Origin of the sequence: Bradyrhizobium sp., from assembly GCF_036735945.1 — a bacterium.
Classification (GTDB): domain Bacteria; phylum Pseudomonadota; class Alphaproteobacteria; order Rhizobiales; family Xanthobacteraceae; genus Bradyrhizobium.
This window is the reverse complement of record NZ_DAINNI010000020.1, coordinates 1-15175: the sequence shown is the minus strand read 5'-3', so window position 1 is coordinate 15175 and position 15175 is coordinate 1. Positions and strand designations below refer to the sequence as shown.

Here is a 15175-nt window from a genome sequence, read left to right as displayed (position 1 = left end):
TTGACGACAACAATTGTTGTGCTCAACATTGCAGGCAAGCAGCCTTTTCGATCTGCGGGCCGGCATTGCGCGCGGCAATCCCGAAACATCGGGACAGGAGGAAACCCATGGCCATCGCCGCATCGAGCGGAGCCAATCCGCCCGGCCTGTTCGCGGTGCCAGCGATCATCGCCGATCGCCGCGCCGACGGCAGCATCATCGTGAAATCGACCACGCCGCTTCGCGAAAGCGCTCGCTGCATCGGCGACTGGCTGGAGCATTGGGCGCGGCAGGCGCCGGACCGAATCTTCCTCGCCGATCGCGCCGGCGCCGACGCGCCGTGGGCGACCGTTACCTATCGGGACGCGCTGCGGCGGGTGCGCGGCGCGGCCGCCTGGATCCTTGCGCAAGGCCTGAGCGCCGAGCGACCGCTGGTGATCCTCTCCGACAACAGCGTCGAGCACGCGCTGTTCGCGCTGGCCGCCCAGCATGTCGGCGTGCCCTCGGCCGCGATCTCGCCGGCCTATTCGCTGATGTCCAAAGATTTCGACAAGCTCAAGGGCATGATCGGGCTGCTCCGGCCCGGCGCGATCTATGTTCCCGCCATCGCGCCGTTCGCCGCAGCGCTTGCCGCGATCAAGCCGCTGCATGGTGCTGTTATCGTCAGCGGCAATGCGGGCGACAGCGACGCGATCTCCTTCCGCGCCGTCGCTGCGACTCCGGAAACACCCGATGTCGAAAAGGCATTCGCCGCGATCATGCCCGACACCATCGCAAAATTCCTGTTCACCTCGGGATCGACAGGTGCACCGAAGGCCGTGATCAACACCCAGCGCATGCTGACTTCGAGCCAGCAGGCCAAGGTACAGACCTGGACGTTCCTCGAGGATATCGGCGACAAGCTCGTGATCCTCGACTGGCTGCCGTGGAGCCACACCTTCGGCGCCAACCACAATTTCAACCTGGTGCTGCGCAATGGCGGCACGCTCTACGTCGACGGCGGCAAGCCGGCGCCCGGCCTGTTCGCGACCTCGCTCGCCAATTTGCGCAGCGTGATGCCGACGGTGTATTTCAACGTGCCGCGCGGCTTTGACATGCTGATCGCGGCGCTGCGCAGCGACGACGAACTGCGGCAGAAATTCTTCGGCGAGGTAAAGTTCGCCTTCTATGCCGGCGCGGCATTGCCGCAGAATCTCTGGGACGCGCTGGAAGAACTCGCGATCAAGACCACAGGCCGCGCGCTGCCCATGGTGTCGGCCTGGGGCTCGACCGAGACGTCGCCGCTCGCCACCGACTGCCATTTCCAGGCCAGGCGCTCCGGCAATATCGGCGTGCCGATCCCGGGGACCGAACTGAAGCTGGTGCCGTCGGGCGACAAGCTGGAAGTGCGCGTGCGCGGGCCGAACGTCACGCCCGGCTACTGGAAGGCGCCGGAATTGACCGCGCAGGCGTTCGACGCGGAAGGCTTTTATCTGATCGGCGACGCCGTCACCTTTGCCGATCCCGGTCGTCCCGAACTCGGCCTGTTCTTCGACGGCCGCGTCGCCGAGGATTTCAAGCTCAATTCCGGCACCTGGGTCAGCGTCGGCACCTTGCGCGTCGCCGGCATCGCGGCGCTTGCGCCGCTGGCGCAGGATATCGTCGTCACCGGCCATGGCGGCGACGAGGTGCGTTTCCTGATATTCCCGAACGTGGCGGCCTGCCGGGCCCATGCCGGCCTGCCCGAGAATGCCGAGGTGAATGACGTCATCGGGCACGAAAAAGTTCGCGGCGCGATCGCGCAGGGTCTTGCGAAGCTGAAGGCGCAGAGCGGCAATTCCTCGGGGCACGCCACGCGCGCGCTGCTATTGGCCGAACCCGCCTCCGTCGATGGCGGCGAGATCACCGACAAGGGCTATATCAACCAGCGCGCCGTGCTGACGCGGCGCGCGGGCTCGGTGGCTGTTCTGGATGATGTTTCGTCGGTAAAATGGATCGGCTGCGCCTCATAAGCCCGTCATGGTGAGAAGCGCGGACGATGAAGGCCTATCGGCCATTGCTCGCACGCCGTCGCATGAATTGACAGTCATAATCATTTCAGCGGCCTTGCGACGGCACGCTCTGTTCCATGCCGGTCGGCGCCGACACGCAGGTCTCATTGAGGTTGCCAAAGCAACTAATTTGTGAGAACGTGCTCTCGTCAAGGCGGCCGAGCGAAGAGCACCGAGAGTGCCGGGCCGTACAGGGAGAAACGGATGTCCGTGCGATCGGATCGTCGTGACGCAGCGCGTTGTCGTACGCGCGTCGGCGCAGATGCAGTGCGAATAGACGCTGCGGCCGTCGCGTACTGTTCAGGCCCGATCGTCGATTTCGCCGGCGCCCTTCACGGCATCGAGATTGCCGTGCACCCGCAACAGCAGCGCGATCAGCGTCTCGCGTTCGCCCTTGCTGAGGCAGGAAAGCAGGCGGCGCTCGCGTTCGAGCGCCACCGCGATGACCTGGTCATGGGTGCTGTATCCCCTCGCGGTCAGCGAAATCGAATGGGTGCGGCCGTCCTGCCGGTCGGCGCGGATGCTGATCAGCCCGCGTTCCTCCATCGCAGCCAGGGTTCGGCTCACCGGGCCCTTGTCGAAGCCGATCACATGGCAGATGCGGGCCGCCGAGATTTCCGGCTCGATCGCGAGCAGCGACAGGATTCGCCATTCGGTGACATTGACGGCGAAATGCTTCTGGTAGACCACGGTCGCGCTGCGCGACAATTTGTTGGCGATGAAGGTGATGAGCGCCGGGACGTAACGGTCGAGATCGAGCACCTGTTCGGCGCGTCCGCTCCTGCCTGCCGTGCCCACGCGGGGGGCGCGCGCCTGTCTGTTCCTGCTCATGCTCTTCCGAAGCCGCTCCAGCCTTCACGACATAGAGACAGCGCACGCCGATCTGCAAGAACATTATGCAGGAGACCCACATGAGCGCGACCACGCAAGCTGCGCCGGCCGGCGTCCCGAGCCTCGACGTCGACCCGTTCTCGACCGAGTTCTTCGACGACATGCATGCGGCCCACGAGGTCCTGCGCGAGGCCGGACCGGTGGTGTGGCTCGCCAAATGGGGCGTCTATGGCGTGGCGCGTTACGCCGAGGTGCACGGCGTCCTCCACGATCCCCTGACGTTCTGCTCGGGCCGCGGGGTGGGCCTGAGCGATTTCGCCAAGGAGAAGCCGTGGCGCCCGCAAAGCATCATCCTGGAGGCGGACCCGCCGGCCCACACAAGGACGCGCGCGGTGCTGAACCAGGTGCTGTCGGCCAGCGCCATGAAGCCGCTGCGCGCTCATTTCACCGCATTGGCCGAAACCAAGGTCGATGAGTTGCTCGCGCGCGGCAGCTTCGATGCCATCGCCGATCTTGCGGAAGCCTATCCCTTGTCGGTGTTCCCCGATGCGCTCGGGCTGAAGCAGGAGGGGCGCGAGCATCTGCTGCCCTATGCCAGCCTGGTGTTCAACGCGTTCGGGCCGCCTAACCAGTTGCGCCAGGAGGCGATCGAGCGCTCGGCGCCGCATCAGGCCTATGTCGCCGAACAATGCCAGCGCGAGAACCTCGCCCCCGGCGGCTTCGGCACCTGCATCCATGCCCGTGCCGATGCCGGCGAGATCACCCATGAGGAAGCTCCGCTGCTGGTGCGCTCGCTGCTGTCGGCCGGGCTCGATACCACCGTCTACGGCATCGGCGCCGCCGTCTATTGCCTCGCGCGTTTTCCCGAACAACTGGCAAAGCTGCGCAGCGATCCCACGCTGGCACGCAATGCCTTCGAGGAAGCGGTCCGCTTCGAAAGCCCGGTGCAGACCTTCTTCCGCACCACGACGCGCGAGGTCGAACTCGGCGGGCATGCGATCGGCGAGGGTGAGAAAGTCCTGATGTTCTTAGGCGCCGCCAATCGCGATCCGCGCCGCTGGGAATATGCCGATCGTTACGACATCACCCGCCGCACGTCGGGCCATGTCGGCTACGGCTCCGGCATTCACATGTGCGTCGGCCAGCTTGTCGCGCGCCTCGAAGGCGAGGTGATGATGGCGGCGATCGCCCGCAAGGTCGGCAGCATCGAGATCACCGGGCCGGTGAAGCGCCGCTATAACAACACGTTGCGCGGTCTGGACAGCCTCCCGATCTCCATTTCCGCCGCCTGACGGATACCAGGCCCGGCATCTGATCAGCGGTTCCTACGGCGCGTCGCGCCAATCGCAAACCCGGCGAAAAGTCCGGGAACGCTCAATCAACATCGGAGGAGAAAACAATGCGGAATTTGGGATTGGGGCTGGCGCTGGCCTTGTCGTGCGCGGCGGGTGGCGCAGCGCGCGCGGAGATTTCAGACGACGTCGTGCGGGTGGGCGTGCTCAACGATATCTCCGGCATCTTCCAGGACACCAACGGCATGGGCTCGGTGGAAGCCGCGCGCATGGCGGCGGAGGATTTCAACGGCGGCGGCAAGGGCATCAAGGTCGAGATCGTCTATGCCGATCACCAGAACAAGGCTGACGTCGGGCAGGCGATCGCGCGCAAATGGCTCGACGTCGAGGGCGTCGACGCCATCGTCGACGTGCCGAATTCGGCCGTAGGCCTCGCGCTCAACGCGCTGTTGCGGGATTCGCGGATGACATTCCTGGCGTCGTCGACCGCCAGTTCCGATCTGACCGGCAAGGCCTGTTCACCCAATACGATCCAATGGGTCAATGACGCCTGGGCGACCGGCAACACCACGGCGGCGGCGATGATGGGGCGCGGCGGCAAGGACTGGTATTTCGTCACGGTCGACTACGCGCTCGGCAAGGGCATCGAGGCGGAGGCCACCAACTACATCGAGAAGAACGGCGGCAAGGTGCTGGGGTCGAGCAAGCATCCGCTTGGCACTTCCGATTTTGCTTCCTTCCTGCTGCAGGCGCAGAACTCCAAGGCCAAGGTGATCGGGCTGGCCAATGCCGGCGGCGACACCATCAACGCCGTCAAGCAGGCCAACGAATTCGGCATCCAGCAGAGCGGCCAGACCATGGTGGCGTTCCTGCTCTTCGTCAACGACGTGCACGGCATGGGATTGAAGGTCGCGCAGGGCCTGCAACTTCTCGAAGCCTTCTACTGGGACATGGACGACGATACCCGCGCGTTTGCAAAACGCTTCGGCGCGCGCCCCGGCATGAACGGCAAGATGCCGAGCGGCAACCAGGCCGGCGTCTATGCCTCCACGCTGGCCTATCTCAACGCGGTGGCGGCAGCCGGCAGCGACCACGCCAAAGACGCGGTGCCCGAGATGAAGAAGTTCAAGGGCAAGGACAAATTGTTCGGCGACGTCGCGATCCGCCAGGACGGCCGCGTCGTCCATCCGATGTACCTGTTCGAGGTGAAGAAGCCGGCCGAGTCGAAATATCCCTACGATTATTACAGACTGGTCTCGACCATTCCCGCCGAACGGGCCTTTCGTCCGCTTGCGGAGGGCGGCTGCACGCTGGTGAAGTGAAGCCGCTGCCGCCGCGAGTTTCGGCACCCTCATGCCCGGGAAAAGCTCGGGCATGACGGTTTATGAGCCGATTCGGGCACGCCGGCCGACACGACGGTGCGCCGCCGGTTCAGCCCGAATTGATTTCGGTTGACGCCCGCGCAGTCTGAACCATTGTAAGCTCAATGCCGGCCAGAACTCGGCTACGAGCGGGGGAAAACGATGCAACGTCTCAAATTTCATAGGTGCACGTCGGTCCGGCTGGCATCGCTGGCGCTTGCGATCTCCTTCTTCGCCGCGGATGCGTCGGCCGCGAAGATGACCGGTGATCCCGCGGCGACATGCAGCGGCCTTGTGGGATCGGCAGACAATGGCGTGAAGATCGATTCCGCCGCAATCGTCGCGGCGTCCCCGCTTACGGTCGCCGAGAAGGGACCGACGCCGGCGGGGCGCGTCACCCCGGCCAATCCGGAATTCTGCAAGGTGCTCGGCCACATCGTGCCGTCGGATCCCAAGGCGCCGCCGATCAAGTTCCAGGTCAACATGCCGCTGGAGTGGAACGGCCGCTCGCTGCAATATGGCGGCGGCGGCTTCAACGGCGTGCTGATCACCGCGCTCGGCCTGCCGCCGGCCTATCCGTTCGGCGCGCCTTCGCCGCTGGCGCGCGGCTTCGTCACCTATGGCACCGATTCCGGCCACGAGACCAAGCCGGGCGAACCGCCGCAGCTCTTCGCGCTGAACGACGAGGCCTTCGAGAATTTCGCGCATCGCTCCTACAAGCGCGTGCGCGATACCGCCGTCGCGCTGATGGTGCGCGCCTACGGCAATCCGCCGGCAAAGCTCTATTTCATGGGCTCGTCCGAAGGCGGCCGCGAGGCGCTGACGATGGCGCAGCGCTATCCCGATGATTTCGACGGTATCTTCGCCCGCGTGCCCGTCATCAACTGGGTCGGCCTGCAGCATGCCGGGACGCGCTCGGGCCTCGCTACCATGGGCGAGGGCTGGATACGCCCGGCGCAGGTCGATCTCGTTGCCAAGGCGGTGCTCAAGGCGTGCGACAATGCCGACGGCGCCGAGGATTTGCTCGTTCTCGATCCGGTCGGCTGCAAGGCGAAATTCCAGGTGGAGGAGTTGCGCTGCGGCGCCGGCCAGAGCGGCGACCAGTGCCTCACCGAACCGCAGATCGCGGCGATCAAGACGCTGCATGGGACATACAAGTTCTCCTTCGCGCTGGAGAACGGGCTCGATGATTATCCGGGATGGGGCGTCTCGGGCGAAAACGTCCCGGCCTTCGGGCCGACCGGCGGCTGGAATGCGTGGTGGCTCGGCAAGGCGGCGCCCGCGCAGCCGCCGGCGCCGAACAACGGCATCGCCTGGATCTATGGCGCGGGCGGCATTCAGTACGTGTTCGCGCGCGACCCCAAGCTCGACGTCACGACCTACAAGCCCGACGATCACAGGGAACGTCTGCTGCAGGTGTCGCGGTTGATGGATTCGACCAATCCGGACCTCGGCCGCTTCGCTGCGCGCGGCGGCAGGCTCGTCATTCTCGAGAACATGGCCGACTATGCCCAGAGCCCCTATGCCGGCATCCGCTATTTCGAAAACGTGCAGCGCAAGCTCGGCAAGGAGAAGACGGCGGAGTTCGCTCGCCTTTACACGGCGCCGGGCGTCGATCATGTCGGCTCCGGCGCGCCCGCCAATGTCGACATGCTCGCCGTGCTGGTCGATTGGGTCGAGAAGGGCAAGGCGCCCGGCGATCTCGAAGTGACCGAGCAGCGGCTCGAAACGCCGGCATTCGAGGTGACGCGCTCGCTGCCGCTGTGCCCGTGGCCGAAATGGCCGCACTACAAATCAGGTCCGGTCAATCGCGCCGCGAGTTTTGAATGCGCGCCGTGAGGAGGACTACCCCGTCACCTTGCTCGAGCCCTGCGTGATCAGCCGTGCGGCGCGCTGGTTGCGGGCGTGAATCCATAGCCAGCTCAGGGCGACGCTGAGGCGGTTGCGCAGGCCGATCAGGAAGTAGATGTGGGCGATGCCCCAGATCCACCAGGCGAGATGGCCGCGCATCCTCATCCAGCCGAAATCGATCACCGCTTTCTTCTTGCCGATCTGCGCAAGGCTGCCGGCATGCTTGTATTTGAACGGCGGCAGCGTTTCGCCCTTCAGCCGCGCCTTGATCAGCGCCGCGACGTAGCGTCCCTGCTGCTTGGCCGCCGGCGCGATGCCCGGCACCGGATTGCCGTCGGGGCCTGCGATCGTCACGGTGTCGCCGATCGCGAAGACGTCCGCGTGGCCGGGCACAGTGAGATCCGGCTCGACCTTCAGGCGATAGGCGCGATCCGCCGGCGCATTCATCCATTCCGCCGCGCGCGAGGCGCGCACGCCGGCGGCCCAGACGATGGTCCTGGCCTCCAGCTTCCTGCCGCCATAGACCACGCCATCGATGGCGCATTCGGTGACGGGCTGGTTCAGCACCACCTCGACGCCGAGTTCCTGCAGCGACTTCTGCGCATAGGCGGAGAGATCCTCGGGAAAGCCGGCGAGCACGCGCGGGCCGGCCTCGACCAGGACGACGCGGGTCTTGTGGGTGTCGATGTTGCGGAAGTCCGGCGGCAGCGTGTCCTTGGCGAGGTCGGCGATGGTGCCGGCCATTTCGACGCCGGTCGGGCCGGCGCCGATGATGACGAAGGTGAGCAGCGCCGCGCGCCTGACGGGATCGGCCTCGCGCTCGGCGCGCTCGAAGGCGACCAGGATGCGCCGCCGCAGCGTGGTGGCGTCCTCCAGCGTCTTCAGGCCCGGCGCGAACGGCTCCCATTCGTCATGGCCGAAATAGGCGTGGCGGGCGCCGGTGGCGAGCACCAGCGTGTCGTAGGCAAGGGTCTCGCCGTCCTCGAGCCGCACGCGCTTTTGCGCAGCATCGATGCCGTTCACATTGGCGAACAGCGTCGTCACCTCCTTGCGGTCGCGCAGCAGATAGCGCACCGGCCAGGCGATTTCCGACGTCGCCAGCGAAGCGGTTGCGACCTGGTAGAGCAGCGGCTGGAACAAATGATGGTTGCGGCGATCGATCAGCGTGATGCTGACCGGCGCACCGGCGAGGCCGAAAGCGGTCTCCAGCCCGCCAAAGCCGGCGCCGACGATCACCACGTGATGAGGCTGCTTCAGCACTGTCGTCATGCGGTGCGACCCGGTTTATGAATGCACCGATAATGTAGCCACTCGTGCCGGGTGATCCAATACGCCTCTACGAATTGCACGATAGCGAAACGCTATTATTGGCTGTTCCGGCGTTCGCAGGAACAGCGCCTAACGTCAGTGTATCTGATCTGACGCTAGAGCCCGCGGCGTCCGAATCCGACGGGGGCCGGGCGCGAGGCTGGCGGCGCCGGCGGCGGTTGCGCCACCGTGCGGGATGGCTGCGGCGGATCGGGCATCCGAAACCGCTCGTCGAGTGGCGGCGACGGGCTCTCTTCGTGCTCGCGGCTGGGATGAAACAGCAGGGCAAGGATGAGCGGGAGATTGACGAGCGCGCCGAAGATCGTTCCGCGTTCATGGCCCAATGATATGGATGGGAATCCGGCGGCGAAGAGACCGTCGATGATCACGACCGCGAACCACACCGGTATGATGGAGACCGGGTCCCAACCCATGTCCCTGAACCGCATCGACTGCAGCGTGACCGTGAGCCACGCATAGAGGAGAGCGGCTGCGATGATCGGGCCCGCCGCGGGGCTCGCGGCCGTTCCGTTCGGCGTGGTCTGAACGGAGTAGGTGATCGCGGCGAAGAAGACCGCGACCATCATGACGGTGACCGCGATCGTGCTCATCAGGAAATGCAAGCGGCCGATACGGGCATTGAAGCCGAACAGGAAACCGAGCATGGCTCTCTCCTCTGCGGCGCAGTTCACCGCAGATTGCTTTCCGAGTCATGAACCGCAGAGGTTGCAAATCAGGTACGGCTTCCAGCCGCTTTACGAAATCCTTAAAGTCCGAGCGGCCGCCGCCGCGGTGCGACAATTGTTGCCCCGGCAACCGGAACTATAGTTCTTGCCATTCAAGCCGTGAGCGAATTATGGTGCAGGCCGCTGCGGTATGAGCCGAAGGTCCAAGTCGGATAAACCGGTTCATGCTTGCCGCTGACCGGCGACTTCGCGCACAAAATACCTCACCTGATAATGAGGCGCGCGAGAGAAGCGCCGGTCGCCCGGGTGACCCGGGTTGGTTCGATAAATAGGAGGGGAGTGATTATGAAGAAGGCATTCTGGCTGGCAGGCGCGGCAATTCTGGCGCTGGCGCAGCCCGCATCGGCCGGCGACACCATCAAGATCGGCTTTGTCTCGACCTTCAGCGGCCCGACCGCTGTGATCGGCAACGACATGCGAAACTCGTTCGAACTGGCGCTCGACCATCTCGGCCGCAAGATCGCCGGCAAGCCGGTCGAGGTGATCTACGAGGACGACGGCCAGAAGCCGGATGTCGGCAAGCAGAAGACCGAGAAGCTGGTTCAGTCCGACAAGGTCGATTTCATCGTCGGCTACATCTGGTCGAACGTGCTGCTGGCATCGCTGAAGACCGCGGTCGATTCCAAGACCTTCCTGATCTCGGCCAATGCCGGTCCCTCGCAGCTCGCCGGCGAGCTCTGTTCGCCCTACGTGTTCTCGACCTCCTGGCAGAACGACCAGACCCCGCAGGCGGTCGGCACCTACATGAACCAGAAGGGCGTCAAGTCGGTGTTCCTGATCGGCCCGAACTACGCCGCCGGCAAGGACATGCTGGCCGGCGTCAAGAGCACCTTCAAGGGTCAGGTCGTGGGCGAGGAATATACGGTGTGGCCGAGCCAGCTCGACTTCTCCGCCGAACTCACCAAGGCGAAGAACTCCAAGGCCGAGTCGATCTTCGTGTTCTATCCGGGCGCGGCCGGCGTGCAGTTCCTCAATCAGTATGCCCAGGCCGGCCTCAAGTCGCAGATGCCGCTCTACACCGCGTTCACCATCGACGAATTGTCGCTGCCGCTGCAGAAGGAGAATGCGCTCGGCGTGCCCGGCGCGCAGCAGTGGGTCAACGATCTGCCCAATGCCGAGAACAAGAAGTTCGTCGAGGACTATCGCAAGAAGTACACCGGCCTGCGCCCGACCTTCTACGGCGCGCAGTCCTATGACGCCGCAAACCTGATCAACAGCGCCGTCGTCGCGGTGAAGGGCGACACCTCCAAGAAGGACGAGATGAAGGCCGAGATGCAGAAGGCCAACTTCAAGTCCGTGCGCGGTCCGTTCAAATACGGCAACAATCACATCCCGATCCAGAACTTCTACCTGCAGGACGTGGTCAAGGGCGCCGACGGCCAGCTCTCGCTCAAGACGGTGGCGACCATCGTGAAGGACGATCAGGATCGCTTCGCCGACAAATGTCCGATGAAGAAGTGATGGTTGGCATGGCCGGTGCATGATCGGGCGAACGCGCCTCGGGCTTGACCCGGGGGCGGTTTGCGACAGATCATCCGCCCAACAAGAAAATAGCGGCGGCGCAGACGTGCTGCCGCTGTTTTGTTAGGTACAGAGAGTCCGGGGGTCGATGCTCGTCCTTATCGAACAATCGCTGAACGGCCTGCAGTTCGGCCTGCTGCTGTTTCTGCTGGCGGCCGGCCTGACGCTGGTGTTCGGCATCATGGATTTCGTCAACCTGGCGCACGGCTCGCTCTACATGATGGGCGCGTATTTCGCCGCCACCTTCGTGGCGTGGACCAACAGTTTCGTGCTCGGCATAGTGCTCGCGCTCGGCGCCACGCTGCTGCTCGGCATTGCGCTCGAATTCATCGCACTCCGACATCTCTACGGCCGCGACCATCTCGACCAGGTGCTGGCGACGTTCGGCCTGATCCTGTTCTTCAACGACGCGGTTCGGTTGATCTGGGGGCCGGCGGGCCTGTCGCTGCCGCTGCCCGCGTGGCTCACCGTGCCGGTGCAGATCGTGCCCGGCGTGTCCTACCCGGCCTATCGGCTCTCGATCATCGTGGTCGCGCTGGCGGTCGCAGCAATGCTTTACCTGGTAGTGATGCGGACCAGGGTCGGCATGCTGATCCGCGCCGGCGCCTCGAACCGCGAGATGATCGGCGCGCTCGGCATCAACATCAAGCTGCTGTTCACGCTGGTTTTCGGCCTCGGCGCCGCGCTCGCCGGCCTTGCCGGGCTGATGCAGGCGCCGATCCTGACCGTGCAGATCGGCATGGGTGAGAACATCCTGATTCTCGCCTTCGTCATCATCGTGATCGGCGGCATCGGCTCGATCCGCGGCGCGTTCCTGGCGGCGATCTTCGTCGGCATGATCGATACGCTCGGCCGCGCCTTCCTGCCGGACCTGCTGCGCACCGTGCTGAGTTCTGCCGCCGCTTCCACCGCCGCGCCCGCGCTGTCGTCGATGCTGATCTATCTCCTGATGGCCATCGTGCTGGTGGTTCGGCCCGAGGGGCTGTTTCCGGCGGCCAAGCGATGAAATTGGCCATCAACGCCCGCAACGTCGTCGTGGCGCTCGTCGCGTTTGGCCTGCTGTTGCTGCCGGCCTATTCGGCGCTGTCAGGCAACATCTTCATCCTGACGCTGTTCACCCGCATCGTCATCTTCGCGCTCGCCGCCGCCAGCCTCAATCTGATCATGGGCTATGGCGGCATGATGAGTTTTGGCCATGCCGCCTATCTCGGCATCGGCGGCTATGCGGTCGGCATCCTCGCCTATGAGGGCATCGGCTCCGGCTTCATCCAGTGGCCGGTCGCGCTTGCAGTCTCGGCGCTCTATGCGCTCGTGATCGGCGCGCTCAGTCTGCGCACCCGCGGCGTCTATTTCATCATGATCACGCTGGCCTTCGCGCAGATGGCCTATTACATCGCCTCGGGCATGTCGCGTTACGGCGGCGATGACGGCCTCACCATCTACAAGCGCAGCACGTTCGGCGGCCTCATCGACATGTCGAACCGCGTGCAGTTCTACTATCTCTGCCTCGCCTGCCTGTTCGGCGGCCTCTATCTGATCTGGCGCATCATCAATTCGCGTTTCGGCATGGTGGTGCAGGGCGTTCGTTCCAACGAGCAGCGGATGCAGGCGATCGGCTATCATGCCAATCGTTACCGGCTGGTCTGCTTCGTCATCTCAGGGACGATCTGCGGCCTCGCCGGCGCGCTGCTGGCGAACAATACCGACTTCGTCAGCCCGGCCGGCATGTACTGGACCCGCTCCGGCGAGCTGATGGTGATGGTGGTGCTCGGCGGCATGGGCTCGCTGTTCGGCCCTGTCATCGGCACCATCGTGTTCCTGCTGCTGGAAGAGCTGCTGTCGCAGTTCACGGAATACTGGGCGCTGATCATGGGGCCGCTGCTGCTGCTGATCGTGCTGTTCGCGCGCGGCGGCATCATGGGATTGCTGGGGAGGTTGAGCCGTGGCTGATCCTTTGGTTGAACCCATGCTCCGCGTCGAAAACCTCGTCCGCAGTTTCGGCGGCATCAAGGCGACAGACAACCTCTCGCTCGATGTCGCCCCGGGTGAACTGCACGCCATCATCGGCCCCAACGGCGCCGGCAAGACCACGCTGATCAGCCAGCTGACCGGGCAGTTGATGCCGAACTCCGGCGCCATTCACTTCGCCGGCCGCGAGGTCACAAGGCTGCCGTCCTACCAGCGCAGCCGGCTCGGGCTGGCGCGCTCGTTCCAGATCACCTGCCTGCTGCCGGACTTCACCGCCGCCGACAATGTCGCGCTCGCGGCGCAGGCGCATGACGGCCACTCCTTCCGCTTCTGGGGCGCCGCGCGCAAGGAGAGACATCTGCGCGAGGCAGCGCAGGCGGCGCTCGCCCGTGTCGGGCTCGCTGGGCGCGCCAATGTGTTGGTGTCCGAACTCAGCCACGGCGAACAGCGCGAGCTCGAACTGGCGGTCGCGCTCGCGACCAGGCCGCAACTGCTGCTGCTGGACGAGCCGATGGCTGGTCTCGGCGTCACGGAGTCGGCGCGCATGGTGGCGCTGCTGAAGGAATTGCGCAAGGAAGTCACCATCGTACTGGTCGAGCACGACATGGAGGCGGTGTTCGCGCTCGCCGACCGCATCACGGTGCTGGTCTATGGCCGCGTCATCGCCTCAGGCGATCCCGACGCCATCAGGAACAATGCGGAAGTCAAGCGCGCCTATCTCGGCGAGCAGCATGTGGTGGTCAGTCATGACTGATTCAAGAACGGCTGAAACCCTGCTCGAAATCGACGGCGTCGAGACCTGCTACGGTCTCAGCCAGGTGCTGTTCGGCCTGTCGCTGAAGGTTCAATCCGGCGAGATGGTCGCGCTGATGGGCCGCAATGGCATGGGCAAGACCACCACCATCCGTTCCATCATGGGCCTGACGCGCGCGCGGGCCGGCGCGATCCGTTTCGCCGGCGAGGAAGTGCGCAGCCTGCCGTCATACAAGGTCGCAAAGCTCGGCATCGGCCTGGTGCCGGAGGGACGCCAGATTTTTCCGAACCTCACGGTCTACGAAAATCTGGTCGCGGCCTCCGGTAACCGCCAGGGCGCCAGCGACCCCTGGACCATCGACAAGATCCACGCGCTGTTTCCGCGCCTTGCCGAGCGCGGCAACAACATGGGCGTGACGCTGTCGGGCGGCGAGCAGCAGATGCTGGCGATCGGCCGCGCGCTGATGACAAATCCGAAACTGCTGATCCTCGATGAAGCCACCGAAGGTCTCGCGCCCCTGATCCGCGAGGAAATCTGGAACTGCCTGTCGATGCTGAAGGGGCGCGGGCAGTCGGTATTGGTGATCGACAAGAACGTCGCCAACCTCGCCAAAATCGCCGACCGCCACTACATCATCGAGCGCGGCCGCACGGTGTGGACGGGAACGAGCGAGCAACTGGTCGCGGAGCCGGATCTGCAGCACAGGTATCTGGGGATTTGAGACGCGCTCTATCCGCTCGTCATTGCGAGCGGAGCGAAGCAATCCATAGCGCCGCAAGCATCGACATGGATTGCTTCGTCGCTTCGCTCCTCGCAATGACGGTCGAGGGACCCGAGCAATCTGCTCAAAACATCTCGAAATATTCGCGGTGCTCCCAGTCGGACACCTCGGCCTGGAAGCGCTCGATCTCCGCGTTCTTGATGTGCACGTAATAATCCACGAACTCCGCCCCCAGCGCGTGCCGGAAGAACGGATCGTCCTGCAACGCGAACACGGCTTCGCGCAGGCTCTTCGGCAGCAGCGCCGCTTTGGTCTCATACGGCGTATCGGCGGATGGCCCGGGATCGAGCTTGCGGTCGACGCCGTCGAGGCCAGAGAGAATCTGCGAGGCCATGTAGAGATAGGGATTGGCGGCGGGCTCGCCGATGCGGTTTTCCAGCCGGGTCGCGGCATCGTTGGGGCCGCCGAGCACGCGGATCATGACGCCGCGGTTGTCGCGGCCCCAGATCGCGCGATCTGGCGCCAGCGAATAGGAGCGGTAGCGCTTGTAGCCGTTGATGGTCGGCGTCGTGAACACGGTGGATGCGCGGGCGTGCTCCAGCAGGCCGGCGAGATAATGCCTGGCGAACGGGCTCAGCGCTTCGGTCTCGTCCGTCGTCATGAACGCGTTCTTGCCGTCGGCGCGCGACACCAGCGATTGATGCAGGTGCCAGCCGGAGGCAAACACATTGGGCAGCTTCGGCCGGCACATGAAGGTCGCGTGATAGCCGTGGCGGCGCGCGATCTGCTTCACCGCCGAGCGGAACAGCACCA

At 64.7% G+C, this 15175-nt stretch carries 12 protein-coding genes and 1 pseudogene; 9 read left to right on the top strand and 4 right to left on the bottom strand.

Features of this window, described 5'->3' with window-relative positions:
• The first annotated feature begins 107 nt into the window (after positions 1 to 107).
• A complete protein-coding gene (locus V7E26_RS09845; RefSeq protein ID WP_324415258.1) occupies positions 108 to 1970 on the top strand; it encodes a feruloyl-CoA synthase in 1863 nt (620 codons plus the stop codon).
• 339 nt (positions 1971 to 2309) lie between these two features.
• Here V7E26_RS09845 and V7E26_RS09840 read toward each other — a convergent pair whose 3' ends face one another.
• Positions 2310 to 2840: a MarR family winged helix-turn-helix transcriptional regulator gene (locus V7E26_RS09840; RefSeq protein ID WP_324415257.1), complete on the bottom strand. Its 531-nt coding sequence runs from the start codon at positions 2838 to 2840 to the stop codon at positions 2310 to 2312.
• Positions 2841 to 2905: 65 nt separating this feature from the next.
• Here V7E26_RS09840 and V7E26_RS09835 point away from each other — a divergent pair, with 65 nt between their 5' ends.
• From V7E26_RS09835 to V7E26_RS09825, 3 genes are all read left to right on the top strand, one after another.
• Positions 2906 to 4132: a cytochrome P450 gene (locus tag V7E26_RS09835; RefSeq protein ID WP_442893380.1), complete on the top strand. Its 1227-nt coding sequence runs from the start codon at positions 2906 to 2908 to the stop codon at positions 4130 to 4132.
• A 107-nt stretch (positions 4133 to 4239) separates the two neighbouring features.
• A complete protein-coding gene (locus V7E26_RS09830; protein WP_324415255.1) occupies positions 4240 to 5454 on the top strand; it encodes an ABC transporter substrate-binding protein in 1215 nt (404 codons plus the stop codon).
• Positions 5455 to 5751: 297 nt separating this feature from the next.
• Positions 5752 to 7332, top strand: coding sequence for a tannase/feruloyl esterase family alpha/beta hydrolase (locus V7E26_RS09825; protein WP_324415324.1), 1581 nt, complete (start codon positions 5752 to 5754; stop codon positions 7330 to 7332).
• A 6-nt stretch (positions 7333 to 7338) separates the two neighbouring features.
• On the opposite strand, the gene V7E26_RS09820 is transcribed toward V7E26_RS09825, so the two are convergent.
• Positions 7339 to 8613, bottom strand: coding sequence for an NAD(P)/FAD-dependent oxidoreductase (locus V7E26_RS09820; RefSeq protein WP_324415254.1), 1275 nt, complete (start codon positions 8611 to 8613; stop codon positions 7339 to 7341).
• Between the two features lie 155 nt (positions 8614 to 8768).
• Positions 8769 to 9317, bottom strand: coding sequence for a DUF805 domain-containing protein (locus tag V7E26_RS09815; protein WP_324415253.1), 549 nt, complete (start codon positions 9315 to 9317; stop codon positions 8769 to 8771).
• Positions 9318 to 9683: 366 nt separating this feature from the next.
• Here V7E26_RS09815 and V7E26_RS09810 point away from each other — a divergent pair, with 366 nt between their 5' ends.
• From V7E26_RS09810 to V7E26_RS09790, 5 genes are all read left to right on the top strand, one after another.
• Complete coding sequence (locus V7E26_RS09810) at positions 9684 to 10859, top strand: ABC transporter substrate-binding protein (protein WP_324415252.1); 1176 nt, start codon at positions 9684 to 9686, stop codon at positions 10857 to 10859.
• 148 nt (positions 10860 to 11007) lie between these two features.
• Positions 11008 to 11925: a branched-chain amino acid ABC transporter permease gene (locus V7E26_RS09805; protein WP_324415251.1), complete on the top strand. Its 918-nt coding sequence runs from the start codon at positions 11008 to 11010 to the stop codon at positions 11923 to 11925.
• Positions 11922 to 12869: a branched-chain amino acid ABC transporter permease gene (locus V7E26_RS09800; RefSeq protein ID WP_324415250.1), complete on the top strand. Its 948-nt coding sequence runs from the start codon at positions 11922 to 11924 to the stop codon at positions 12867 to 12869. Before V7E26_RS09805 ends, V7E26_RS09800 begins: the two co-directional genes overlap by 4 nt.
• A 4-nt stretch (positions 12870 to 12873) precedes the next feature.
• Entirely contained in the window at positions 12874 to 13641 is a 768-nt protein-coding gene (locus V7E26_RS09795) for an ABC transporter ATP-binding protein (protein ID WP_324415322.1), read from the top strand.
• Positions 13634 to 14362, top strand: a complete 729-nt coding sequence (locus V7E26_RS09790) for an ABC transporter ATP-binding protein (RefSeq protein WP_324415249.1) — start codon at positions 13634 to 13636, stop codon at positions 14360 to 14362. The genes V7E26_RS09795 and V7E26_RS09790 overlap by 8 nt, the downstream gene beginning before the upstream one ends.
• Before the next feature lie 124 nt (positions 14363 to 14486).
• Here the strand turns inward: V7E26_RS09790 and V7E26_RS09785 are convergent.
• Positions 14487 to 15175 (bottom strand): annotated as a pseudogene (locus V7E26_RS09785) (glutamine synthetase); the annotation flags it as partial.